This is a genomic window from Salibaculum griseiflavum, assembly GCF_003129565.1.
Classification (GTDB): domain Bacteria; phylum Pseudomonadota; class Alphaproteobacteria; order Rhodobacterales; family Rhodobacteraceae; genus Salibaculum; species Salibaculum griseiflavum.
Genome location: NZ_QETF01000006.1, coordinates 65,519 through 88,247 on the forward strand (window position 1 = coordinate 65,519; position 22,729 = coordinate 88,247).

The window sequence follows — 22,729 nt, forward strand, 5'->3', positions numbered from 1 at the left end:
CGATGTGCGGACGCATGGCCGTGACCCTGCCGCATGACGCGATGGCGCAGGTTTTCGATGCGGCCCCGGCCAATGACCTGCCCGAGGTGCCGAATTTCAATGTCTGCCCGACCACGCAGGTCGCCACCGTCACCAGCGATGCGGGCACCCGCCACCTGCGGCCCATGCGCTGGGGCTTCGTGCCGCATTGGTACAAATCGGTGAACGATGGCCCGCTGCTGATCAATGCCCGCGCCGAAACCATCGCCGAGAAACCCGCCTTTCGCACCGCCTGCCGGGAACGGCGCTGCCTTGTTCCGGCCAGTGGCTTCTACGAATGGACCCGGCTGGAGGATGGCACCAAGCTGCCGTGGTATATCACCCGCCGAGACGGCGCGCCGCTGGCCTTTGCCGGCATCTGGCAGGATTGGGAACGCGACGGCGAGGCGCTGACCACCTGTGCCATCGTCACCACCGGGGCGAACGAGGCGATGTCCGAGATCCACCACCGGATCCCGGTCGTGCTGGAACAAGAGGACTGGCCGCTTTGGCTGGGCGAGGCGGGCAAGGGCGCGGCGACCCTGATGCAGACCCCGGCAGAGGATGTGTTGGCGTTCCACCGGGTCAGCCGCGCCGTGAATTCCAACCGCGCCAGCGGGCCGGAATTGATCGAACCGATTGATCCCGAGGACGAGGATTAGCCGGTGAACAGGCCCGCATAGGTCTGACGCAAGGCCGCTTTTTGCACCTTGCCCATCGTGTTGCGCGGCAATTCCGGCACGATCTCGACATGACGCGGGTGCTTGAAGCGCGCGAGCTCTGTCAGGCCTGACAGCACGGCCTTGGGCGTCACATCGCCCACGACTACGGCAACGACGGTCTCGCCCATATCCGCATGGGGCACACCGATCACCGCGCTTTCCACCACGCCGGGAAGGGCGTCGATCGCTTCTTCCACCTCTTTTGGATAGACGTTTAGCCCGCCGGAGATGATCAGGTCCTTGGCGCGCCCGACGATGGTGACATAGCCATCCGCGCCCTGCACGGCCAGATCGCCGGTGATGAAAAACCCGTCGGGCCGCAGCTCTTCCGCCGTCTTCTCGGGCATGTTCCAATACCCTTTGAACACGTTCGGCCCCCGCACCTCGATGATGCCGATCTCGCCCGGGGGCAGGTCGGCGCCGGTTTCGGGGTGGCGGATTTTCAGGTCCACATCCGGCAGGGGCAGGCCCACCGTGCCGGCGCGCCTCTCGCCGTCGTAAGGGTTGGAGGTGGACATGTTGGTTTCGGTCATCCCGTAGCGTTCAAGGATGCGGTGCCCGGTGCGGGCGGTGAACCTGTCATGAGTCTCTGCCAGCAGCGGGGCGGAGCCGGAAATGAACAGCCGCATCCCGGCCGTCAGGTCATGGTCCAACCGGTCATCGTCCAGCAGGCGGGTATAGAAGGTCGGCACGCCCATCATGGCTGTGGCATGGGGCAGGGCGGCGATCATGGCGTCGGTGTCGAATTTCGGTAGCAGGATCATGCTGCCCCCGGCCAGAAGGGTGATGTTCGTCGCCACGAACAGCCCGTGCGTGTGAAAGATCGGCAGGGCGTGGATCAGCCTGTCGGCGGCGGTGAAGTGCCACAGGTCGCGTAGGGTTTGCGTATTGGACAGAAGGTTGCGGTGGGTCAGCATCGCGCCCTTGGACCGCCCCGTGGTGCCGGATGTATAAAGCAGCGCCGCCAGGTCATCGGGCCCGCGCGCGGCGACCGGGGCCACATCCTCTTGCCCTGCCATGAGGTCCAGGAAGCTGCCGCTGTCGCCATCCTCGGCAAGGGTCAGGACAGGGCAAGTGCCTTCCAGCGTCGGCTTCGAGGCTGGGTCGCAGATCAACAGGCGCGCGCCACTGTCGTCCCGGAAATAGGCGACCTCGTCAGGTGTGTAGGCGGTGTTGAGCGGCAGGTAGACCACCCCGGCCTGCACCGCCCCGGCATAAAGCGCCAGCGCGGTGGGCGATTTGCCAACCTGAACCACGACCCTGTCACCGACGCCGAGCCCGGCGGCGGCATAGGCATTGGCCGCACGGGCCGCCAGTCGCATGAATTTTGCATAGCCAATCTTCCGGCCCTGCCATTCCAGGAAGGGCGCGGCGCTGTCCATGTGGGGCGCGAAAAGCGCGTCATAAAGGGTGTTCGGCGCCATCTGGGGCGGTGTGTCGTCTTGCGGTGCGGCATGCAGGTGGCAGCCGCAATCGGGCGGGTGGTCGGTATGGTCATGCATCGGGCGCATCTTTGCCCGGCTGGCCATCGGGGGCAATGGCTAGATCGGGCCTGGCCGGCGTTCATCCGAGAGCAGCACGTTCGCCTCGACATCGCCGACGCCGGGCAGGGTCATGATCCTGCGTCGCAGAACCCGCTCGAAATCCGCCAGGTCGCGGGCCACGACCCGCAGCCGGTAATCGTATAGGCCAAGCACGTGCTCGACCAGTTGCACCTCGGGGATGGCCGTGACCGCGCGTTCGAAATCCTCCAGGCTGACGCGGCCCTTGGTGGCCAGCTTGACCCCAAGGAACACCGTGACGCCGAACCCCAGCGCCTGCGCATCCAGGTCCACCCGTTGCCCGGCCAGGATGCCCGCCTCGCGCAGGCGCCGCAGCCGGCGCCATGTGGCGGGCTGGCTCAGACCCACGGCCTCGCCCAGGGCCGCCGCGCTGCGCCCGGCATCGCGGGCCATCTCGCGCAGAAGCGCGCGATCGGTGGTGTCCAGGTCCATCATAGGGGGAGGCTTTCATCGTTCTTGAGCGTGGCCACGGTCATCAACGCCTCCAGCTCAGCGATGTGGGGCAGGGCAAGGATGCGGTCTCGGTAAAGCTGCTGGTAATGCGCCATGTCGCGGGCAATCACGTAAAGTCGCACATCGACCCGGCCCAGGAAGGTCTGGATCTCGACCACTTCGGGAATTTCGCGGGCGGCTGCGATGAAGGCGTCAAAGGCATTGGCCTGCGCCTTTTCCAGCGTGAACCGCAGGCTGACCGCCACGGCATATCCCAGCGCGGTCCAGTCGATCCGCGCGCGCCGCCCCTTCAGGATGCCCTGCTCCTCCAGACGTGCCAGCCGCCGTGTAGCGCGCAGCGCTGACACACCGGACCTTTCGGCAAGGTCGGCGGCGGTCAGGGTCGGGTCGGCCTGCAATTGGCGCAAAAGACGGCGATCAAGGTCATCAAGCATGAAAATATCACTAATGGTTCAATCTGAGAATAACAACTTCATCTTGGCAAATAAACTCATGAAAACAGCTCTCGCCATCTGGGTATCAGGGCTGCATAAGGGCCACCAGAGAGAAGCCAGCAACAGAAAGGACCGCCCCATGCGCGTCTATTATGATCGCGATTGCGATGTGAACCTGATCAAGGACAAGAAAGTCGCCATTCTCGGCTACGGCTCGCAAGGCCATGCCCATGCGCTGAACCTGCGCGACAGCGGCGCCAAGAATGTGGCCGTGGCCCTGCGCGACGGCTCCCCCTCGGCGGCCAAGGCCGAAGGCGAAGGCCTTCAGGTCATGGGTATCGCCGAAGCCGCCGCCTGGTGTGACGTGATGATGTTCACCATGCCCGACGAATTGCAGGCCGAAACCTACAAGAAATACGTCCGCGACAACCTCAAGCCCGGCTCGGCCATTGCCTTTGCCCACGGCCTGAACGTGCATTTCGGCCTGATCGAGGCGCCCGAAGGCGTTGACGTGATCATGATGGCGCCCAAGGGCCCCGGCCACACCGTGCGCGGCGAATACGTCAAGGGCGGCGGCGTGCCCTGCCTGGTGGCCGTGGAACAGGACGCCACCGGCAAGGCCATGGAAATCGGCCTCAGCTACTGCTCGGCCATCGGCGGTGGCCGTTCGGGCATCATCGAGACCAACTTCCGCCAGGAGTGCGAAACCGACCTCTTCGGCGAGCAGGCCGTGCTCTGCGGTGGCCTGGTCGAGCTGATCCGCATGGGCTTCGAAACCCTGGTCGAGGCCGGCTACGAGCCCGAGATGGCCTATTTCGAATGCTTGCACGAGGTGAAGCTTATCGTGGACCTGATCTACGAAGGCGGCATCGCCAACATGAACTACTCGATCTCCAACACGGCCGAATACGGCGAATACGTCTCGGGCCCGCGCATCCTGCCCTACGACGAGACCAAGAAGCGCATGAAAGAGGTTCTGACCGACATCCAGAACGGCAAGTTCGTGCGTGACTTCATGCAGGAAAACGCTGTTGGCCAGCCCATGTTCAAGGCGACCCGCCGCCTGAACGACGAGCACCAGATCGAACAGGTGGGCGAGAAGCTGCGCGCCATGATGCCGTGGATTTCCGCCGGCAAGCTGGTCGACAAGGCCAAGAACTAAGCGGACGGAAATTTCGGAATTTCGGTCCTCGTATCGAATTTCTGAAAATTCGATCCCGGTCCCGCAGGCGAAGGCTTGCGGGACCGTTTCGTTTCGGGGCAAGTGACGGTCATGGCTCCACAACCTACCCCCGCCAACTGGCTTTCCGTCATCGCTCTCGGTCTGATCTGGGGCGGCACCTTCATGGTGGTGTCCATCGCGTTGCAGGGCTACGGCCCGCTGACCGTGGCCTGCGCGCGCACCACGCTCGGGGCGGTGTCGCTGCTGGTCCTGATGCGGTTTCTGGGGCGCCCCTGGCCAAGGGATCGCACGGTCTGGACCTACCTCGCGGTGATCGGGCCGCTCAACACCGCCTTGCCGTTTTTCCTGCTCAGCTGGGGCCAGCAATACGTGCCCTCGGCCTTTGCCGGGCTGTCTATGGCGGCGCTGCCGCTTTTCGTGCTGCCCTTGGCGCATTTCTTCAGCGACGAAAAATTGGCCCTGCGCAAGACGCTGGGCGTGTTGCTGGGTTTCGTCGGCGCCGCCGTGCTGCTGGGGCCCGGGGCATTGCGACTTGGGCAGGGGATCGAGCCGCTGGCCCAGATCGCCTGCCTGGGCGCGGCGCTGTCCTATGCGCTGTCCTCGGTGCTGACCCGACGCTGTCCGCCGGTCGACTCGATCGCCATGGCGGCGATCACGCTGTCCATCGGCGCGGCCTGCCTGATCCCGCCGATGCTGCTGGTCGAGGGCCTGCCCCACTGGCAACCGGGGTTGTCGGGCTGGGCGATCCTGTTCCTGGGGCTCGTGCCCACGGCTTTTGCCGCGCTGTTGCGGGTCACCGTGGTGCGCAGCGCCGGAGCGGTCTTCATGACGCTGGTGAATTACCAAGTGCCGGTCTGGTCCATGGTCTTCGGAGCGCTGGTCCTGAACGAGGCGCTGCCGGGGCGCTTCTTTGTCGCGCTGGCGCTGATCCTGACCGGGCTGGCCATAAGCCAATGGCGTAGCCAGATCCGGCTTTTCACCCCACGGGCCTAGCCGGCGCTTCGGCCGATTTCCGCGACGATCCCGTCAACAACACGCGCGAGAAGGCCTTCGTCCTCGCATTCGGCCATGACCCGGATCAATGGCTCGGTCCCTGACTTGCGGATCAACAACCGGCCCTTGCCGGCCAGGTCCGCCTCGGCCTGTGCGATGACCTCTTTCACCGCAGAAAGTGCCAGCGGATCTCTGTCCGGTGCGTAGCGGACGTTCTCCAGCTTCTGCGGGACGGTTTCGAAGACCCGCGCCAGTTCCGAGGCCCGCTGGCCGGTCTCGACCATTGCGGCGAGGAATTGCAGACCCGCCAGCAGCCCGTCGCCCGTGGTGGCGTAATCCGTCATCACGATATGGCCGGATTGTTCGCCGCCCAGGTTGAACCCGCCCGCGCGCATTCGTTCCACGACGTAGCGGTCTCCGACCTTGGTGCGGTCCAGCGTGATGCCCTTGCCGCCCAGGTGGCGTTCCAACCCGAGGTTTGACATCACCGTCGCCACCAGCGTGTTGCCGGCCAATCGCCCGGCCTCGGCCCAGCGGGTGGCGAAAAGACCCATGACCTGGTCCCCGTCGGCGACCTGTCCGGTTTCGTCCAGGATCATCACCCGGTCGGCGTCGCCATCCAGGCAGATGCCCATATCCGCGCCATGGGCGACGATGGTTTCGGCGGCGGTGCGCGGTGCGGTCGACCCGACATTGTCGTTGATATTGTAGCCGTTGGGAGAGACGCCCACGGTTATGACGTCGGCGCCCAGCTCCCATAGCACCTCAGGCGCCACGCGGTGGGCCGCGCCATTGGCGCAATCGACCACCACCTTCAGCCCGGCCAGGGTATGGCCGTGGGGAAAGGTCGACTTCACCCTCTCGGCATAGCGGAACCGGCCATCGTCGATGCGGCGGGCGCGGCCGATATTGATCGCCTGCACCGGCTCGACCCCGGCCTCCAGAAGGTGCTCGATCTCCGCTTCGGCCGCATCGGACAGCTTGAAGCCATCAGGACCGAAGAACTTGATGCCGTTGTCGATGGCGCGGTTATGGCTGGCCGAGATCATGATGCCCAGATCGGCCCGCATCGAGGTGGTCAGAAGCCCGACCGCGGGGGTTGGCACCGGCCCCAGAAGCAGCACGTTCATCCCGGTGCTGGTCAGCCCGGCGGTGAGTGCATTCTCGAACATGTAGCCGGACAGGCGGGTGTCCTTGCCGATCACCACGCGGTGATCATTGCTGCCGTCGTTTCGGAAATACCGGCCCACGGCCGCCCCCAGCCGCAGGGCCATCTCGGCGGTCATGGGTGGTGTATTGGCGGTGCCACGCACGCCGTCGGTGCCAAAAAGCTTGCGGGTCAAGGCTGCTCTCCTCTCAGGGCGGCGGCCAACTGGAAGGCCTGGCGGGTTTCGGCGGTGTCATGGACACGGGTGATCTGAATGCCCTGGGCCAGCCCGTGCAGCGCCACGGCGATGGATCCCGGCATGCGGTCGCGGGCCTCGGGTGCATCGGCGAGGGTGCCGATGAACCGCTTGCGCGACACGCCCAGCAATATCGCGCAGCCCAGCCCGTGAAACAGGGAAAGATTGCGCAGAAGCGTCAGGTTGTGATCCAGCGTCTTGCCGAAACCGATGCCAGGATCGACGACGATGCGGTCGCGGGGAATGCCGGCCCGTTCCGCCATGGCGATCCGGTCTGCAAGGAAGTCGTAAATATCCAGCAGCACATCATCATAGGTGGGGTCGTCCTGCATGTCCTGAGGGGTGCCCTGCGCATGCATGAGACAGATCGGCAACCCACTGTCGGCGGCGACCTGCGCCATGCGCCCGTCATAGGAAAAGGCCGACACGTCGTTGAGCATGCTGGCCCCGGCGCCGATGGCCGACCGGGCCACCATGGATTTGCGGGTGTCGATGGAAATTGCCCCGTCGCTGCCCGCACGGATGGCGGCAATCACGGGCGCGGTGCGTCCGATCTCGTCCTCGACACCCACCTCGAGGGCACCGGGGCGGGTGCTTTCGCCGCCCACGTCGATGATGTCGGCCCCGACGGCCTGCATGGCGCGGGCCTGGGCCAGGGCCGCCTCGGGGTCCATGAACAGCCCGCCATCGGAAAAACTGTCGGGCGTCACGTTGAGGATGCCCATCAGGCGCGGGTGGTCCATGGCCAGCCCGGCCAGCGGTGCGCGCGGGGCGGTCAGGCGCTCAAGCACATCGCCCGGCACGTCCCTGGCCGCGATCAGCGCGCGGGGGCCGTCGCGCTCGATCCGCTCGACCTGCGTGAACCAGCACCAGCCGCCAGCCAGGGGCAAGGCGCCCTCGGGACGGTGTGGATCGGTCTGCGGGATCGGGCGATAGTAGGTCATGGGCGTCCGGGTCAGGCCAGTGCGTAGCTTTGGGTGGGCAAGTCGCAGTCTGGCGCGTCCCCGCCCAGAACGCAAAGCTCTTCGGCCTGCATCTCGGTCGCGAACCACGCGGCAAGCGCGAGGGCGTCGCTGGGGCTGGCCGAGGGGCTTTCCACCGCGTCCAACACGATCTTGGACGGCGCCCAGACGCAGATCTGGCCGTTCTTCATGGCCCAGTCCAGTTCCGTCCGGGTCCCGGTGACCACGCAGCGCCGGTCGCGACCCGCAAGAACCCAGGCATTCTGTTCGATGGCCAACAGGTCGATCCGCCGTTGCGCAAGCGCCGCGCCAGATTGCGGGGCCGGGGTGTCGGCGGGGCCAACGCAGAAGATCAGCGGCGCGTCGCGGGCGGCGAAATCGTCGATCCAGCCAGAGAGGCCCGCGTCGGCAATGGCGGCATTGGTCAGGTAGACGATGCGCGGATGCGGGGCCTCTTCGTGGGACTGGGCGGCGGCGGCTTCCTTGCCGCGTTCCCGGGCGATCTCGACCCCCAGCGCGCCGGGGCCCCGATCGAGTTTCTCGATCCGTACGAAAACACGCTGGGCCTGGGGCTCCAACAGGATGCGCTCGGCCACGCGTTCGGCCAGGGTTTCCAGAAGGTTCAGCCGTTCCGCGCCCAATTCGTACTGAATGGCCTCGGTCACCCGGTCGTAGGAAAGGATGCGATCCACGTCGTCGTCGATCGGCCCAGACAGTGGTGCGACTTCGACCACCACGTTGAACTTGATGTGCTGCATCGTGCCGCGCTCGGCCTGGAAGGCCCCGATCTCGACCTCTGTTACGTAGTCGCGCAGCGAAATGCGATCATTGAGCGCACCCTCGGCAGGCACGGTTGCTTCGGCTCGTTCAGCCGGGTGGGCGAAGGCAAGGCGGATATCGGAACTCATGGGGCACCCCCGGTTTGTCGTTTCGCGGGGATACTAGGGCCTGAGAGGCGGGACAAGCGCCGATGCGCGACGGGCAAGACCCCGCCTGCGACGAGACTAGCCTTGTCGATAGAAGTGGTGCGACCCGATGGTGGCCGTGCGCGGGAAGACGCGCGCCCAGCGGGGGCTGACCGCGCGGGTATGGTAATACATCGCGCCATCGGTCAGGTCGCGCGGGGCGGCCCCGTCCATCAGCAGGCGGGCGACCTTGCCCACGGTGGCCCAGGCGGCCGGTTCATGGACGGTTTCGGGATGGCCGTCGCAGGTGAATGTGAACTGGCAGGCATAGCGCCGTCCGGTGCCCTGGTTCACGACCGAGCAGATGCTGTCGGGAAAGCGGCTGCTTTCAACGCGGTTGAGGATCACTTCCCCGACCGCGAACATGCCGCGGACGCTTTCACCGCGGGCCTCGAAATAGAGCGCCTGGGTCAGGCATTCCCACTGGGCCCCACCGCTGGGGGAGGGCTGAGCGGCCAGGAACGCGCGGTCGTAGGCGATGCCGGCCGGTGCGGTGCGCACCTTGCGCGCATCAGGCGCGGGCGGCGTGGTCAGGGCCGTCAGGCGGCTATCGGGCACCATGCGGATCGCGTCGCGTTCCTGTCCGAGCAGATCGGACAGGCGAGACTCCAGCAGCTGGTTCGCCGTCGCGACGGTTCCAAGACTGAAAAGAGCGATCCCCGCCGCGAACGCGGCGCGCATGAACTTCCGATAGAGCATTTTCCCACCACAGGTGTCGCACGGATTGGCCTCGTGCAAGCGCGGCAGGACATAGGCCAAGCGCCCCGCTCCGTCCAGTCCGGCGGACACAATGCTGCCATGATCGTGGTGCATGAAAGGCACAGCTCTTGCCGCACGTCTCAAGCCCTTGTGGTGCTATGGGATTTCGCCGCTAGAGCTTCCCTCTGTGTTTCTCTTCCAGAAACAACTGAGCGGCGGAAAGTCGCGCAACCGGCACCCGGAACGGCGAGCAGGACACGTAGTCGAAGCCGTTGGTGCGGCAGAAATCGATGGCGGAACGGTCGCCGCCATGTTCACCACAGATCGCCAGCGTCACATCCGGGCGGCCTTGCCGACCACGTTCCGCCCCGATCCGCAGCAATTCTCCGACCCCGTCCAGGTCGAGCCTGTGGAACGGGTCCTCCTCATAAACGCCAAGCCGCACATAGTCGGACATGAAGCGCCCGGCATCGTCGCGCGACAGGCCATAGGTCATCTGGGTGAGGTCGTTGGTGCCGAAGGACAGAAATGCCGCGTGCTGGGCAATATCGGCGGCGCGCAGGGCGGCGCGCGGCGTTTCGACCATCACGCCCAGGCGGTAATCGAAGTCGGCCCCGGTTTCGGCACGGACCGCTGCGGCAACAGCGTCGATCCGACCTTGCACCAGCTCGACCTCTCTCATGGCGCTGACCAGCGGGATCATGATTTCGGGCACCACCGGCGCGCCGGTCTGGCTGGCGGCGATGGTGGCCTCGAAGATGGCCCGCGCCTGCATCTCGTAGATTTCCGGCACGGTCACGCCCAGCCGCACGCCGCGCATCCCCAGCATGGGGTTGTATTCCTCAAGCTGCTCGATGCGCTCGACCACCTGGCTGAGTGGCAGGTCCAGCACGTCGGCCAGATCGCGCATGCCGGGTTTTCCAGACGGCAGGAATTCGTGCAGCGGCGGATCGAACAGGCGAATGCAGACGGGCAGACCTTCCATGATGCGGAAGACCTCGGTGAAGTCCGCCCTTTGCAGGGGCAGCAGACGGTCCAGAACGGCGGCGCGACCCTCGGGTGTGTCCGAGAAGATCATCTCGTGCATCAGGTTGACGCGATCGCTCTCGAAGAACATGTGCTCGGTCCGGCACAGCCCGATGCCCTGGGCCATGAAGTTCCGTGCGCTCTGGGCGTCGGCGGGCGTGTCGGCATTGGCGCGGATGCCGATATCGCGCAGCGCATCGGCCCAGGACAACAGCGTCTGGAACGCCTCGTCCAGCGCCGCCTCGACCATGCGGACCTGGCCGTTGAGGATCTGGCCCGTGGTGCCGTCGACGGTCACGATGTCGCCTTCGGTAAAGATGCGGCCGCGCGGCCCTTTGAACTGCCGCTTGCGCTCGTCGATCACCAGATCATCGGCCCCAACCACGCAGGGCAGGCCCAGACCCCGCCCAATCACCGCCGCGTGGCTGGTGATGCCGCCGCGCACCGTCACGACGGCCTCGGCGGCATGCATGCCGCGGATGTCCTCGGGGGTTGTTTCGCGGCGTACCAGAACGCAGGGCTCGTTGCGTGCGGCGCTGGCCTGTGCCTCGTAGGCAGAGAAGACCAGCCGTCCGGCAGCGGCACCCGGGCTGGCGGCGATGCCCTTGGTGATCACATCGCGTTCGGTGCTGGCATCCACCTGCCGGTGGAGCAGTTCCGACAGCGCGTCGGGTTCCACCCGCATGATCGCCTCTTCGCGGGGAATGATTCCGTCCTCGGCCAGGTCCACAGCGACACGCACGGCCGCGCGGCTTGACCGCTGCACCCGGATTGCGTCCAGCACCATGATTTCGCAATCGTGGACGACGAACTTGACTTCCATTTCCTCGCGCAGGCGTTGGCGACAGGTTTCGCCGAATGCGACCAGCTGCGCAAAGAGGTCGGGGCAGCGTTCCTCCAAAGAGGCGCCGCGCGGATCGCGAGTCAGGTAAAGCGTGCCGTCCTGGTCGCGCAGGTGTTCGCCACTGATGGCCTGGGCCTTGTAGCGGCCCGTCACCCGGCGTTGCCCGGTTCCGGCGTCGATGAACTGGATGACGCCATAGCCGCTTTCGCCAGGTCCGATCCCGAGCGCCATTTCCTGCACGACCAAGCCCAGCCCGGCATCGGCTGGGGCGCCCTTGGCCTGGCGGAGCAGGCGCGCGCTGGTGCCGTCCCAGGCTCGCGCCATCGACCGCAGAACCTCGGCAAGCTGGGTTTCGGCCTCTTGCGGGAAGGGCGCGTCCATCTCGGCTTCGTAGACCGACAGCATGGCATTTAGATTGTCGATGCTTGGATGGGCCGAAGCGTCGAATTCATCGGCATCGAGCCGCGCGACGTGAATGGCGTAGGACTGTACGAAGGACATGTAGAGCCGCGTCGCCAACTCCTCGCCGATGGTCGCGCAGAGCTCTTCATGCTTGGCCGCGTTCATGCCGATATTGAGCATCGCGCCCGGCCCGCCCCAATCGGGGTTCAGGCTGGAGGGGCGCACGGACAAGAGCGGCAGGGTCGGAAATTCACGCAAGATGGCAGCGGCATCGGGCGGGGCACCCGCCGCGATGCGGCGAACCGCGTCAAAGGACAATGCCACGGTCTTGGGCACCGGGAAATCCAGCCGGACCAGTCGTTGCAGGCATTTCGCACGCCCGCCATGAACCTCCGCCGCCATGGGCGCGGTCCGGGTGATGACGCACATATCCTTCAAGGTCACGACTTTCTGCATCGCAGCACTCCTGTTGTGCTGCACATTAGGCCTCGGGCGATTCGGCGCAAGCCTAACGTAACGCTTTCATGACCGACAGGCGGGCCTACCCTTCGATCCGCCGCAGGTCGGCCACGCCAAGGCAGGTCGACCGGATGCGTGACAGAAGGTTCAGACGGTTGCGCCGCAAAACCTCGCTGTCGGCGTTGATCTGGACCGTTTCGAAAAAGGCATCGATCGGCGCGCGCAGGTCGGCCATGGCGGACATGGCGGCGACGAAATCCTCGGTCTCCATGGCAGCGCCGATCCGGGTATCGGCGTCATCCAAGGCGGCGAACACGGCCTTTTCCTCGTCGGTTTCGGCGAATTTCACATCGGCGCCAAAGGAATATTCGACCCCGTCCTTTTCCTCGGCCTGGGTCAGGATGTTGTTGGCACGGCGGAAGCCCTGGATCAGGTTTTCGCCATCCTCGGTCTTGAGGAAATCGGCCAGCGCCTCGGCCCGACGCACCAGCAAGGTCAGGTCGTCATTGCCCGCCATGGCGAGCGAGGCGTCGATCACGTCGTGCGGGATGCCCTCGTCGCGCAGATGCACCTTGAGCCGGTCGTGGAAGAACCCCAGCAGGTCGTCGCTGGCATCGGGCAGTTTTTCATGGACCAGCTTGGTCACCGCCCCGGCCTTCTTGCCGCGGGTTTCGACCACGGCACGATAGGCGGCGCCGAAGACCCCGTGATCGGCGATCTCGTCGAGGATCTCTTCCAGCGTGTCGATTTCGTCGTCTTCGACCTGGTCCCGGTTCAGTTCGACCTTGTGACGCAGGAGTTGCGCGTCGATGAAACGGTCCAGGTGCAGGTGCAGGTCGTTCGTCAGGACAAGCCTGATGATCCCCAGCGCCGCACGGCGCAGGGCAAAGGGGTCCTTGGACCCGGTCGGTTTCTCGTCGATGGCCCAGAAACCGGCCAGCTTGTCGATCTTGTCGGCCAATGAGACCGCGACCGATACCGGCGCCGCGGGGACGTCGTCGGAGGGGCCAAGGGGCGCGTAATGCTCTTCGCAGGCGGCGGCGATCTCGGCGTCGAAGCCCGCTTCCTCGGCGTAGTACCGGCCCATCAGCCCCTGGAGTTCCGGGAATTCATAGACCATTTCGCTGGCCAGATCGGCCTTGGCGATGCGGGCGGCCTTTTCCGCGATCTCGGGCTTGGTGCCCACGAAAGGGGCGATGTTGCGGGCCAGGGCGGCGATCCGGTCGATCCGGTCCTGTTCGCTGCCCAGTTTCCCGTGGAAGGTCACGTTGGCCAGGCTGTCCAGCCATGGTCCCATGCCCGCCTTGGCGACGCGCAGGTCGTTTTCCCAGAAGAATTTCGCGTCCGACAGCCGCGCGGCCAGCACTTTCTGGTTGCCCGCCAGGATGGTCTTGCCGCCATCGGGGGCCTCGATATTGGCGACGGTGACAAAGCGGGTGATCTGGCCGGTCTTGTCGCGCACCGAGAAGAATTTCTGGTGCTCTTTCATCGAGGTCTGCAGCACCTCGGGCGGCAATTGCAGGAAATCGGCGTCGATCTCGCCCATCAGGACGACGGGCCATTCGACCAGCCCGGCAACCTCGGCCAGCAGGCCCTTGTCCTCGACCAGCTCCAGCCCTGCGACAAAGGCCTGGTTGGAGGCGTCTTGCCAGATATGCTCGGCCCGTTCCTCGGGGCGCAGCAGGACCTTGGCCTTCTTCAGCTTGGCCTCGTAATCGTCGAACGACGTCACGGCAAAGGCATCGGGCGCCATGAACCGGTGCCCGCGCGTGGTGTTGCCGGCGGTGATGCCGTCGATTTCCAGCGGGACGATCTCGGCGCCCTCGTCGTTGGTCAGGATGCACAGAATGGAATGTAGCGGACGGACCCAGCGCAAGGCGCCCGCGCCCCAGCGCATCGACTTGGGCCAGGGGAAATGGCGGATCGTGTTCTCCAGAACCTCGGCCACGATTTCAGGCGCCTTGCGGCCCTTCTTTTCGATCACGGCGAAATAGACTTCGCCCTTGCCGGTATCGCGGATCTCGAGCGCGTCCTTGTCCACGCCCGCCCCTCGGCAGAAGCCCTCGATGGCCTTGTCGGGCGCGCCGACCTTGGGGCCCTTGCGTTCCTCGCGGGTGTCGGGGCTTTCTGCTGACAGCCCCTCCACGGACAGCGCAAGACGGCGCGGCGTATGGAACGCACCTGCCCCGGCATAGGTCAGCCCGGCTTCGACCAGCCCGTCGGCGACAAGGCGTTGCAGGTCGGCGGCGGCCTTGGCCTGCATCCGCGCGGGGATTTCCTCGGAGAAGAGTTCGATCAGAAGATCAGGCATGTCAGTTGGCCTCCGGGGGTTCGGGGCAATCATCGGGGACGGGCTCGCCGTCAAAGACGACTTCGCCGCAGCGGTTGATCTGGTGCCAGACAAAGCCGCGCCCGTCTGTCATGATGGCGACCACGCGGTCGATGCCGTATTCGATGTTTTCGACGCCGACAAAACCGATCGCTTCGCCGCTTTCCAGCGCCGCGCCGATTTCCTGGGCGTCATAGCACGCGAACCAATCCGGCCCGTTCAGCGGCACGGCATCGTCACTGATCACATAAGTTTCGGTCAGCAGCGCCTGCGACAACGGCGTCTCGAAACAGGCGCGAAAGCGGATCGGGCTGCTGTTGGAATCAATGCCCTCGAAATTCTCGTAGGGAATGATCTCGGGCTGGCCGGATACGACAGAGGTCAATTGAACCTCGCCCGCTTCCTCGGCCGAGACCTCGTCGTAATAGGCATAGACCTGAAGATAATAGAGCGACACGCCCGCCACGATGGCCGTCAGGACGATCCCCAGAACTGCAAATCTCGCCGCGTTCATGCTGCTGCCCCGCCGGCTTCGGTCTGGACGAAGGCGTCGGCGCATAGTTTCGCCAGGGCCCGGACGCGGCCGATATAGGCCTGCCGTTCGGTGACGGAGATCACGCCGCGCGCATCCAGCAGGTTGAAGATGTGGCTGGCCTTGATGCACTGGTCATAGGCCGGGTGGGCCATGATGATGCGCTGGCCGGTCTTGGGGTCCTCGTGCGGCTGGTCGAGGATCGCGCGGCATTCCGCCTCGGCCTCTTCGAAATGCCGCAGAAGGACCTCGGTATCGGCCACGTCGAAATTCCAGCGGGAATATTCCTGTTCCGTTTGGCGGAACACGTCGCCGTATTTCAGCGCAATCGGCGCATCGGGCGCGTTGAAGGGCATGTCCATCACGTGGTCGATGCCCAGCACGTACATGGCCAGCCGTTCCAGCCCGTAGGTCAACTCGCCCGAGACCGGGTGGCAATCATGGCCTCCCACTTGCTGGAAATAGGTGAACTGGCTGACTTCCATGCCGTCGCACCAGACCTCCCAGCCAAGGCCCCATGCGCCCAGAGTGGGAGATTCCCAGTCATCCTCGACAAAGCGGATATCGTGGGTGGCCATGTCGATGCCGATGGCCTCCAGGCTGCCGAGGTAAAGGTCCTGCAGGTCCGGCGGGCTTGGTTTGATCAGCACCTGGAACTGGTAGTAGTGCTGCAGCCTGTTGGGGTTCTCGCCATAGCGCCCGTCCGTGGGCCGGCGCGAAGGCTGCACGTAGGCTGCCGCCCAGGGCTGCGTTCCAAGGCTGCGCAGGGTCGTGGCCGGGTGAAAGGTGCCGGCGCCGACTTCCATGTCGTAGGGCTGCAGAACCGCACATCCCTTCGCCGCCCAGTAGGTTTGCAGTCGCAGGATGATTTCCTGAAAGCTGGTGGGCTTGTCGGACATAGGGCGCGGCCTCTCACTTGCCGTCGCGCTGGCCGTGCAGGGGCAGGACATGCGCGAAGTCGATGCGGGTTCGATACGGGCGCTTCAATAGGCGCGGCGGCGGGCAGGGTCAATGCGCCCGCCCGCCACGCCTGTGGCATTTTCGGGGTGCAATGTGCCGACGGTTTGGTAAGTTGTCGAGCGGGGCGGCAGGCGGGACGATACCCGCCGCCGGACGGACCATGACGACGACGCGGATCAAAACGGGGATGATAACGGTATGCTGCGCAACCTGACGGGGTTTCTTTTCGGTGTGGTGCTGGCCTTCGCGGTCGGCCTTGCGGCCACGGGCGAGGCCCGGGCGCAACAGTCCAGTTGGGTCCAGATCGAGGCGCAGCGCACCTTGACCGGCGCGCAGGACGCCGCGCGCGGTTACGCGGCAGCGGGCGTGGCCGATGTGAACGGGTTTTTCCTTGGGTCCGGATGGTATGGCATCGCGCTGGGGCCCTATTCTGCCAGCGAGGCCGAGGCGGTGCGGCGCACCCTGCGCGCCCGCGGGCTGATCCCTTCGGACAGCTACGTGGTCGATGGCAGCCAGTTCCGTCAACGCTATTGGCCCGCCGGGGTGATCGGCACACAAGAGGCCGCAACCGCGCCAGCGGGCGAGGAGGAACCGGAGGCCATTGTCCAGGTCGAGCCGGAGCCTGTTCAGATCCCCGATCAAACCGTGGCCGAGGCCCGTGCCGCCGAACGGCTGCTGAGCCGTGACGAAAAGCGTGAACTTCAGAGCATGTTGCAATGGGCCGGGTTCTATAATGGCGCCATCGACGGGCTGTTCGGCCGCGGCACGCGCGGCTCCATGGCCGCTTGGCAAGAGGCCAACAATCACGAGGCGACGGGCGTCATGACGACCGGCCAGCGGGCCGAGTTGCTGGCAGCTTACAATGCCATTCTCGACGGGATGGACCTGAAGCTGGTGCGTGACGAGACCGCCGGGATCGAGATGCTGATCCCGACCGGCGTGGTTGCCTTCGAGGCTTATGATCCGCCTTTCGCGCGTTATTCCGCTTCGGGCGAGCTTGATGCACAGGTCTTGCTGATCTCGCAGCCCGGCGACGAAACCCGCATGTTCGGCCTTTACGAGATCATGCAGACGCTGGAGATCGTGCCCACCGATGGCCCGCGCGAACGCAATTCCCGCGGCTTCACCATCGAGGGGATCGGCGACGAGGTGCATTCCTTCACCAGCGTGTCGCTTGAAAATGGCACCATCAAGGGCTTCACCCTCGTTTGGCCCGCCGGGGACGAGGAACGCCGTGCGCGCATCCTGGCCGAGATGCGCCCAAGTTTCACCCGGCTCGATGGTGTGCTCGATCCTTCCATCGCGCCGCCTGACGCCGAGCAGGCGATAGACCTGGTCTCAGGGCTGCAAGTGCGCCGGCCCCTGCGCGACCGTAGCGGCTTTTACGTCAACGAGGCGGGCGACGTTCTGACCACGACCGAGGCCGTCGAGGGCTGCGGCTCGGTCACGCTGGACAAGGACCACGAGGCCGAGATCGTGCACCGGGACGAGGCGTTGGGCCTGGCGGTTCTGCGCCCGCAGGATCAGTTGGCCCCGCCGCTTGTGGCCGAATTCCACGTGGGCATCCCGCGCATTCAGGCCCAGGTGGCCGTCGCGGGCTTCCCCTATGGCGGGGTGCTGGCGACACCCGCACTGACCTTCGGGACCCTGGCCGATATCCGTGGCTTGAACGGCGAGGAGGAGGTCAAGCGCCTTTCGATTACCGCGCAGGAGGGCGATGCCGGCGGGCCGGTTTTCGACGATGGGGGCGCCGTGCTGGGCATGTTGCTGCCGCGCCGGTCGGACAATGGCCAGGTTCTGCCACCGGAAGTGTCCTTCTCCGTCGACGCGGAACAGATCGTGGGATCGTTGGGCGGGGCGGGCGTTTCCGTGCGCACCACCGACATGGCCGCAAGCATGACACCTGCCGCCCTGACGCAGCTGGCCGCCGACGTGGCGGTGCTGGTCAGCTGCTGGGACGACTGACCGGACGCGCCGTCATAGGCTTTGCCTTCCCGCGCGCCGCGCCCTATCACGGGCCCGACACAAGGAGGACAGCGCATGCCCGCAGACGAGTTTCGCAGCCCGGTGGACCCGGACGGGTTGATGGAATTTTCGGTGGTCTTCACCGACCGGTCGCTCAACCACATGAGCCAGACCTTCCAGCAGGTCATGCGCGACCTGCACGAGATGTTGTGCGAGGTCTACAACGCGACGGGCGCGGCGATCGTGCCCGGCGGTGGCACCTACGGGATGGAAGCCGTCGCCCGTCAGTTCGGCGCAGGTAAACACGCGATGATCGTCCGCAATGGCTGGTTTTCCTATCGCTGGAGCCAGATCTTCGAGGCTGGGGGCTTTGCCGCCGAGACCACGGTGTTCAAGGCGCGTCAGACGGGCAATGACAGCCGCGCCCCCTTTGCGCCCGCGCCCATCGACGAGGTGACAAAGGCGATCCGCGCGGCGCGCCCGGACGTGGTTTTCGCCCCCCATGTGGAAACCAGCGCCGGGATCATCCTGCCGGACGATTACATCACCGCGCTGGCCGAGGCCGCGCACGAGGTCGGCGCCCTGATGGTGCTGGATTGCATCGCCTCGGGCTGCGTCTGGGTAAACATGGAAAAGACCGGGGTCGACGTTCTTATCTCGGCCCCGCAAAAGGGCTGGTCCTCGACGCCCTCGGCCGGGTTGGTGATGCTGAGCCAGGCGGCGCTCGACCGGCTGAACCATACGCAATCGGACAGCTTTGCACTGGATCTCGGCAAATGGCGCCAGATCATGGAGGCCTATCTGAACGGCGGCCATGCCTATCACGCGACCATGCCCACGGATAGCCTGCGGGCCTTCCGCGACACGATGGCCGAGACCCGCGAGCTGGGCTTCGAGTCCCTGCGTGACGCCCAGTGGGACCTGGGCAACGGGGTGCGGGCGCTTATGGCTGAAAAGGGGCTGCGCTCCGTCGCGGCCGACGGGTTCGGTGCGCCGGGCGTGGTGGTCTGCTATACCGACGACCCGGATATCCAGAACGGGTCCAAGTTTGCAGCAAGAGGCATGCAGATCGCCGCTGGCGTGCCGCTTGCCGTGGACGAGCCCGAGGATTTCCGCACCTTCCGCATCGGCCTGTTCGGGTTGGACAAGCTTACGGATGTGAAGGCGACGCTGGCGCGGTTCCGCGCGGTGGCAGACAAGGTGCTTTGACCGGGCCAGGTCACATCGCCGCCGTCGACGGGAGACGGCTGATTTCCGCCCCCGCGCCGATGCGGCACTGGCCGCCCCTGCCGGACTTGCCTACATTCGCCCTGCACCACGCTGCACGTGACCATGAGGGGACAACATGCCCGGCGACTACGATGAGCTGACCCGGTCCAGCCAGGACCGTCGCCGCTATTTCACCCGCGCCTGGATCCGATCCATGCTGCAGGGGCGCGAGGGGCTGGGCGACACGTTCTGGGTCGGCAATTTCGGCATGTTGCTGATCATCGTGCCGCTGGCCGCGCTGGTGCCGGTTCTGCTGAGCGGGGTCGGCATGGGGCCGGTGCTACTGCTCCCGCTGCAAGGGTTGTTCCTTGCCTTGGTCGGTCTCTATTTTGTCGGTCTCGGCCGGGCGGTGTTCATCGTCGCGCGGCGCACGCCGCAGGCCGGTCCGTGGCGCTGGGTCGGGCTGGCCTACACGCTGGCCCAGGCGGCGCTCTGCCTGGTCGGCGCGATGGCCTTTTTGACGGGGTCGGCATGATGCGTTGGGTTCTGGGCCTTGTCTGCGCGAGTTGGGCCGGGCTGGCCACGGCCCATCCGCATCTTTTCGTCGATGCAGAGGTCGAACTTGTTTTCGAGAACGATCGTCTGACCGCCGTGCGCCTTGTCTGGACCTATGACGAGTTCTTCTCGCTGCTGCTGACCGAGGATCTGGGGATCGACGACGACCTTGATGGCACCCTGACGCGGGGCGAGCTTTCGACCCTGAGCAACGCGGTGCTTGACTGGCCCGAGGGCTATGTGGGCGATCTCTATGTCACGCAGGCGGGGCAACAGCTTCAATTGGGTGCGCGCCGGGACGCCAGCGTTGCCTTCGAGGATGGCCAGATCGTCGAAAGCCATACCCGACCGGTCGAGGCCGCGCCGGGGGATGTGACGGTCAAGGTCTACGATCCCGGCTATTACACCGCCTACACGGTGGTCACGCCCGTGACGGTCTCGGGAAGCGAGGCCTGCGCCGCCCAGGTGACCCGCGCCGACCTCATTGCCGCGACGGAACGGGTGGACGAATTGCTCTATGCCATGCCGCAGGACCAGGCCGAGATGTTCTTTCCCGAAGTGGGTGAGGACTTTGCCGACACGATCACGGTGACATGCGGCGGCTGATGCTGATCCCTGTCGCGGCGCTTTTGGCGCTTGCCGTCTGGCTGTGGGGCTATGGCGGGGCGGACAGCGTGGTGCGCTGGGCCGCGGTCGGACAGCGCGATGTTCAGAACGCCATGGCGCAGGCGTTGCGGGCGCTGCGACAAGGGCAGCCGGGCGCGCTGGCAACCCTTTGGGGCCTGTGTTTTGCCTATGGATTCTTCCATGCGGCCGGGCCGGGCCATGGCAAGCTGGTGATCGGCGGCTACGGTGTGGGGCGCCGGGTGCCCGTGTTGCGCCTCTCGGTGCTGGCGCTTCTGTCGTCGCTGGGGCAGGCCGCGACGGCCGTGATCCTGATCTATTCCGCCGTGCTGCTGCTGGGCTGGGGCCGTGAGCAGGTGCAAAGCCTGTCCGACGGGCTGTTCGAGGCGCTGTCCTATGGCGCGGTGGGGCTGATCGGGCTGTGGCTGTTGTGGCGCGGGGCGCGCAAGTTGCTGCGCGCGACCCCGGCCGACGCGCACGATCACGCGCATGATGGCGAAGGCGTTTGCGACAGCTGCGGCCATGTCCATGGCCCGACCGTCGCCGAGGCCGAGGCGGTGCGGTCACTGCCCGAGGCGCTGGCCCTGATCGGCGCGGTGGCGATCCGGCCCTGCACGGGCGCGCTGTTCCTGCTGATCCTGACCTGGCGTCTGGGGATCGACTGGGCCGGTATCATCGGCGCATTCATCATGGGGCTTGGCACCGCGACGGTAACGGTCGTCGTTGCGATCGCGTCTGTCCTGTTCCGCGAAAGCGCGTTGATGCAGACCGCGGCCGGGCGCGGCACCGCTCGTGCGCTGGCTCTGGTCGAGGTGCTGGCCGGCCTGACGGTGGCGCTTCTGGCGGCGCAATTGCTGATGCGGCAGGGCGTTTTCTAGCCGGGGCCGCCAACGAGGTTCTGGACCTGCCCAAAAACCGGGCGTAAGGCTGTTTCATGACGCAGCCGACCCCTCATATCACCCATGCAAAGCGGCTTCTCGGGCTTGGTCTGCCGCTGGTGGGCGCGACGCTTGCCGGGTTCCTGATCCACATGACCGACACGGTCATGCTGGGCTGGTATGACGTGACCGCGCTGGCCGCCTCGACCGTGGCCAACGGTCTTTGGTTCGTTCTGTTCATCGTCGGTGCGGGGTTCGGTCATGCCGTGACGCCGATGGTGGCCGAGGCGGTGGAGCAGGGTGATGATGTCAGCGCCCGGCGCATCACCCGGATGGGGCTGTGGCTGTCCATCGCCTATTGCTTCGTGGCCGTCGCCCTGTTGTGGCGGGGCGCCGACCTGTTGCGCCTGATCGGCCAGCCCGAGGCCGTGGCCGTCGAAGGCGGAAAATACCTGCGCATTGCCATACTTGGCTTTTTCCCGGCCTTGGCGGGGCACGTGATGCGGTCCTTTCTGGGGGCGGTGCAGCTGACGGCGGTGCAGCTGTGGATCACGCTGGCCGCCCTGATCATGAATGCCGGGTTCAATTACGCGCTGATCTTCGGCAACTTGGGCGCACCGGAACTGGGGATCGAGGGCGCGGCGCTGGCCTCGATCCTGACGCACACGCTGCAAATGGTCGCCCTAATGGTCTATGCCCAATGGAAACGGCCGGACCTGGCGCTGTTCAGCCGCATCTGGAAACCCGATTCCGAGATCATGGCGCGGGTGTTCAAGCTGGGCCTGCCCGTGGGCGGGGCGGCCCTGTCGGAAAGCGGGTTGTTCACGGGGTCGTCTATCATGATGGGCTGGATCGGCGAGGTGGAGCTGGCCGCCCACGGCATCGCGCTGCAACTGACGGCGGTGATGTTCATGTTCCATGTCGGCATGTCCAACGCCGCGACGATCCGCATCGGCAGCCATTTCGGCCGCCGCGACGGGCCGGAAATGCGCCGCACGGCCGAGGCCTCGTATGCGCTCTCCATGGCGTTCGGCGTCTTTGCCATCGCGATTTTCCTGCTTTTCCCGGAAACGCTCGTGTCGCTCTTCGTGGACCCGGACGAGCCGCAGCGCGGCGCGGTCATAGCGCTGGGCGCGGGCCTGGTGATGATCGCGGCGCTGTTCCAGTTCGTCGATGCGGGCCAGATCATCGCCCTGTCGAACCTGCGCGGCATGCAGGACACCAATATCCCGATGTGGCTGGCGGCGGTCAGCTATTGGGTCTTAGGTCTGCCGGCCGGCTATGTGCTGGGTTTTCCGCTGGGGTACGGCGGGCCGGGCATCTGGTTCGGCATGACATTGGGGCTGGCGGCGGCGGCGATCCTGCTGACCGTGCGGCTGCTGCGGCAACTGGCGCGGTATGACACGGCCCCCATTCAGCAGACCGGGGGCGCCTGACCCTCGGGCGCAACGGTTGCGGGGCTGGCAGGGATTGCGCCTTGCAAGAGGCCAGCCGCTTGGCCATTCTGGACCCATCAGACAGCACTGCACAATGCGAAGGGGGCCGGTTCCAG

General features: G+C 65.7%; 20 protein-coding genes. 9 read left to right on the plus strand and 11 right to left on the minus strand.

Annotation, left to right across the window (positions count from 1 at the left end; genetic code table 11):
- Positions 1–2: 2 nt before the first annotated feature.
- Positions 3–680 carry an SOS response-associated peptidase gene (locus DFK10_RS07370; protein WP_109388170.1) on the plus strand — a complete coding sequence of 226 codons (678 nt, stop codon included), beginning with the start codon at positions 3–5 and terminating at the stop codon, positions 678–680.
- On the opposite strand, the gene DFK10_RS07375 is transcribed toward DFK10_RS07370, so the two are convergent.
- The 3 genes from DFK10_RS07375 to DFK10_RS07385 form a co-directional block, all read right to left on the minus strand.
- Complete coding sequence (locus DFK10_RS07375; RefSeq protein WP_109388437.1) at positions 677–2,164, minus strand: AMP-binding protein; 1,488 nt, start codon at positions 2,162–2,164, stop codon at positions 677–679. The two genes, DFK10_RS07370 and DFK10_RS07375, sit on opposite strands and share 4 nt — an antisense overlap.
- 117 nt (positions 2,165–2,281) lie before the next feature.
- Positions 2,282–2,737, minus strand: coding sequence for an Lrp/AsnC family transcriptional regulator (locus DFK10_RS07380; protein ID WP_109388172.1), 456 nt, complete (start codon positions 2,735–2,737; stop codon positions 2,282–2,284).
- Positions 2,734–3,189 (minus strand): Lrp/AsnC family transcriptional regulator, encoded by a 456-nt coding sequence (locus tag DFK10_RS07385; RefSeq protein WP_109388174.1) that lies wholly within the window; start codon positions 3,187–3,189, stop codon positions 2,734–2,736. The genes DFK10_RS07380 and DFK10_RS07385 overlap by 4 nt, the downstream gene beginning before the upstream one ends.
- Before the next feature lie 139 nt (positions 3,190–3,328).
- Here DFK10_RS07385 and ilvC point away from each other — a divergent pair, with 139 nt between their 5' ends.
- Together ilvC and DFK10_RS07395 are read left to right on the plus strand one after the other, a co-directional pair.
- Positions 3,329–4,351, plus strand: a complete 1,023-nt coding sequence (ilvC, locus tag DFK10_RS07390; protein WP_109388176.1) for a ketol-acid reductoisomerase — start codon at positions 3,329–3,331, stop codon at positions 4,349–4,351.
- 111 nt (positions 4,352–4,462) lie between these two features.
- Positions 4,463–5,365: a DMT family transporter gene (locus tag DFK10_RS07395; RefSeq protein ID WP_109388178.1), complete on the plus strand. Its 903-nt coding sequence runs from the start codon at positions 4,463–4,465 to the stop codon at positions 5,363–5,365.
- On the opposite strand, the gene glmM is transcribed toward DFK10_RS07395, so the two are convergent.
- The 8 genes from glmM to DFK10_RS07435 all read right to left on the minus strand — a co-directional run bounded on the left by glmM (position 5,362) and on the right by DFK10_RS07435 (position 15,885).
- The gene (glmM, locus tag DFK10_RS07400) at positions 5,362–6,708 is read right to left on the minus strand and encodes a phosphoglucosamine mutase (protein ID WP_109388180.1); all 1,347 of its coding nucleotides are present in this window, start codon (positions 6,706–6,708) and stop codon (positions 5,362–5,364) included. The genes DFK10_RS07395 and glmM overlap by 4 nt on opposite strands.
- A complete protein-coding gene (gene folP / locus DFK10_RS07405) occupies positions 6,705–7,712 on the minus strand; it encodes a dihydropteroate synthase (protein ID WP_109388182.1) in 1,008 nt (335 codons plus the stop codon). Before folP ends, glmM begins: the two co-directional genes overlap by 4 nt.
- Positions 7,713–7,723: 11 nt before the next feature.
- Positions 7,724–8,638, minus strand: coding sequence for a dihydroneopterin aldolase (locus DFK10_RS07410; RefSeq protein ID WP_109388185.1), 915 nt, complete (start codon positions 8,636–8,638; stop codon positions 7,724–7,726).
- 96 nt (positions 8,639–8,734) lie between these two features.
- Complete coding sequence (locus tag DFK10_RS07415) at positions 8,735–9,508, minus strand: cell wall hydrolase (protein WP_328589352.1); 774 nt, start codon at positions 9,506–9,508, stop codon at positions 8,735–8,737.
- A 58-nt stretch (positions 9,509–9,566) separates the two neighbouring features.
- The gene (locus tag DFK10_RS07420) at positions 9,567–12,122 is read right to left on the minus strand and encodes a putative PEP-binding protein (protein WP_109388187.1); all 2,556 of its coding nucleotides are present in this window, start codon (positions 12,120–12,122) and stop codon (positions 9,567–9,569) included.
- 85 nt (positions 12,123–12,207) lie between these two features.
- A complete protein-coding gene (gene glyS / locus DFK10_RS07425; protein WP_109388189.1) occupies positions 12,208–14,436 on the minus strand; it encodes a glycine--tRNA ligase subunit beta in 2,229 nt (742 codons plus the stop codon).
- Between the two features lies 1 nt (position 14,437).
- Complete coding sequence (locus DFK10_RS07430) at positions 14,438–14,968, minus strand: DUF6446 family protein (RefSeq protein ID WP_109388190.1); 531 nt, start codon at positions 14,966–14,968, stop codon at positions 14,438–14,440.
- The gene (locus DFK10_RS07435) at positions 14,965–15,885 is read right to left on the minus strand and encodes a glycine--tRNA ligase subunit alpha (RefSeq protein ID WP_109388192.1); all 921 of its coding nucleotides are present in this window, start codon (positions 15,883–15,885) and stop codon (positions 14,965–14,967) included. The genes DFK10_RS07430 and DFK10_RS07435 overlap by 4 nt, the downstream gene beginning before the upstream one ends.
- A gap of 259 nt (positions 15,886–16,144) precedes the next feature.
- On the opposite strand from DFK10_RS07435, the gene DFK10_RS07440 reads away from it, so the two are divergent.
- From DFK10_RS07440 to DFK10_RS07465, 6 genes are all read left to right on the plus strand, one after another.
- Complete coding sequence (locus tag DFK10_RS07440; RefSeq protein ID WP_109388194.1) at positions 16,145–17,911, plus strand: trypsin-like peptidase domain-containing protein; 1,767 nt, start codon at positions 16,145–16,147, stop codon at positions 17,909–17,911.
- Between the two features lie 75 nt (positions 17,912–17,986).
- Positions 17,987–19,120, plus strand: coding sequence for an aminotransferase class V-fold PLP-dependent enzyme (locus tag DFK10_RS07445; RefSeq protein ID WP_109388196.1), 1,134 nt, complete (start codon positions 17,987–17,989; stop codon positions 19,118–19,120).
- Positions 19,121–19,256: 136 nt separating this feature from the next.
- Positions 19,257–19,655 carry a hypothetical protein gene (locus DFK10_RS07450; protein WP_109388198.1) on the plus strand — a complete coding sequence of 133 codons (399 nt, stop codon included), beginning with the start codon at positions 19,257–19,259 and terminating at the stop codon, positions 19,653–19,655.
- A complete protein-coding gene (locus tag DFK10_RS07455) occupies positions 19,652–20,281 on the plus strand; it encodes a DUF1007 family protein (RefSeq protein WP_109388200.1) in 630 nt (209 codons plus the stop codon). The genes DFK10_RS07450 and DFK10_RS07455 overlap by 4 nt, the downstream gene beginning before the upstream one ends.
- A complete protein-coding gene (locus tag DFK10_RS07460) occupies positions 20,269–21,177 on the plus strand; it encodes a nickel/cobalt transporter (protein ID WP_109388202.1) in 909 nt (302 codons plus the stop codon). The genes DFK10_RS07455 and DFK10_RS07460 overlap by 13 nt, the downstream gene beginning before the upstream one ends.
- Positions 21,178–21,233: 56 nt before the next feature.
- Positions 21,234–22,613, plus strand: coding sequence for an MATE family efflux transporter (locus DFK10_RS07465; protein ID WP_109388204.1), 1,380 nt, complete (start codon positions 21,234–21,236; stop codon positions 22,611–22,613).
- Positions 22,614–22,729: the final 116 nt, after the last annotated feature.

What these genes read in the sequence shown, in the direction of transcription:
- ilvC (WP_109388176.1), top strand. Translation starts at nt 3,329, where the DNA reads ATGCGCGTCTATTATGATCGCGATTGCGATGTGAACCTGATCAAGGAC.
- DFK10_RS07465 (WP_109388204.1), top strand. Translation starts at nt 21,234, where the DNA reads ATGACGCAGCCGACCCCTCATATCACCCATGCAAAGCGGCTTCTCGGG.
- DFK10_RS07385 (WP_109388174.1), bottom strand. Translation starts at nt 3,189, where the DNA reads ATGCTTGATGACCTTGATCGCCGTCTTTTGCGCCAATTGCAGGCCGAC.
- DFK10_RS07410 (WP_109388185.1), bottom strand. Translation starts at nt 8,638, where the DNA reads ATGAGTTCCGATATCCGCCTTGCCTTCGCCCACCCGGCTGAACGAGCC.
- folP (WP_109388182.1), bottom strand. Translation starts at nt 7,712, where the DNA reads ATGACCTACTATCGCCCGATCCCGCAGACCGATCCACACCGTCCCGAG.
- DFK10_RS07380 (WP_109388172.1), bottom strand. Translation starts at nt 2,737, where the DNA reads ATGATGGACCTGGACACCACCGATCGCGCGCTTCTGCGCGAGATGGCC.
- DFK10_RS07375 (WP_109388437.1), bottom strand. Translation starts at nt 2,164, where the DNA reads ATGGCGCCGAACACCCTTTATGACGCGCTTTTCGCGCCCCACATGGAC.
- glyS (WP_109388189.1), bottom strand. Translation starts at nt 14,436, where the DNA reads ATGCCTGATCTTCTGATCGAACTCTTCTCCGAGGAAATCCCCGCGCGG.
- DFK10_RS07430 (WP_109388190.1), bottom strand. Translation starts at nt 14,968, where the DNA reads ATGAACGCGGCGAGATTTGCAGTTCTGGGGATCGTCCTGACGGCCATC.
- DFK10_RS07445 (WP_109388196.1), top strand. Translation starts at nt 17,987, where the DNA reads ATGCCCGCAGACGAGTTTCGCAGCCCGGTGGACCCGGACGGGTTGATG.
- DFK10_RS07455 (WP_109388200.1), top strand. Translation starts at nt 19,652, where the DNA reads ATGATGCGTTGGGTTCTGGGCCTTGTCTGCGCGAGTTGGGCCGGGCTG.
- DFK10_RS07450 (WP_109388198.1), top strand. Translation starts at nt 19,257, where the DNA reads ATGCCCGGCGACTACGATGAGCTGACCCGGTCCAGCCAGGACCGTCGC.
- DFK10_RS07420 (WP_109388187.1), bottom strand. Translation starts at nt 12,122, where the DNA reads ATGCAGAAAGTCGTGACCTTGAAGGATATGTGCGTCATCACCCGGACC.
- DFK10_RS07395 (WP_109388178.1), top strand. Translation starts at nt 4,463, where the DNA reads ATGGCTCCACAACCTACCCCCGCCAACTGGCTTTCCGTCATCGCTCTC.
- DFK10_RS07460 (WP_109388202.1), top strand. Translation starts at nt 20,269, where the DNA reads ATGCGGCGGCTGATGCTGATCCCTGTCGCGGCGCTTTTGGCGCTTGCC.
- DFK10_RS07370 (WP_109388170.1), top strand. Translation starts at nt 3, where the DNA reads ATGTGCGGACGCATGGCCGTGACCCTGCCGCATGACGCGATGGCGCAG.
- DFK10_RS07415 (WP_328589352.1), bottom strand. Translation starts at nt 9,508, where the DNA reads ATGCACCACGATCATGGCAGCATTGTGTCCGCCGGACTGGACGGAGCG.
- DFK10_RS07435 (WP_109388192.1), bottom strand. Translation starts at nt 15,885, where the DNA reads ATGTCCGACAAGCCCACCAGCTTTCAGGAAATCATCCTGCGACTGCAA.
- DFK10_RS07440 (WP_109388194.1), top strand. Translation starts at nt 16,145, where the DNA reads ATGCTGCGCAACCTGACGGGGTTTCTTTTCGGTGTGGTGCTGGCCTTC.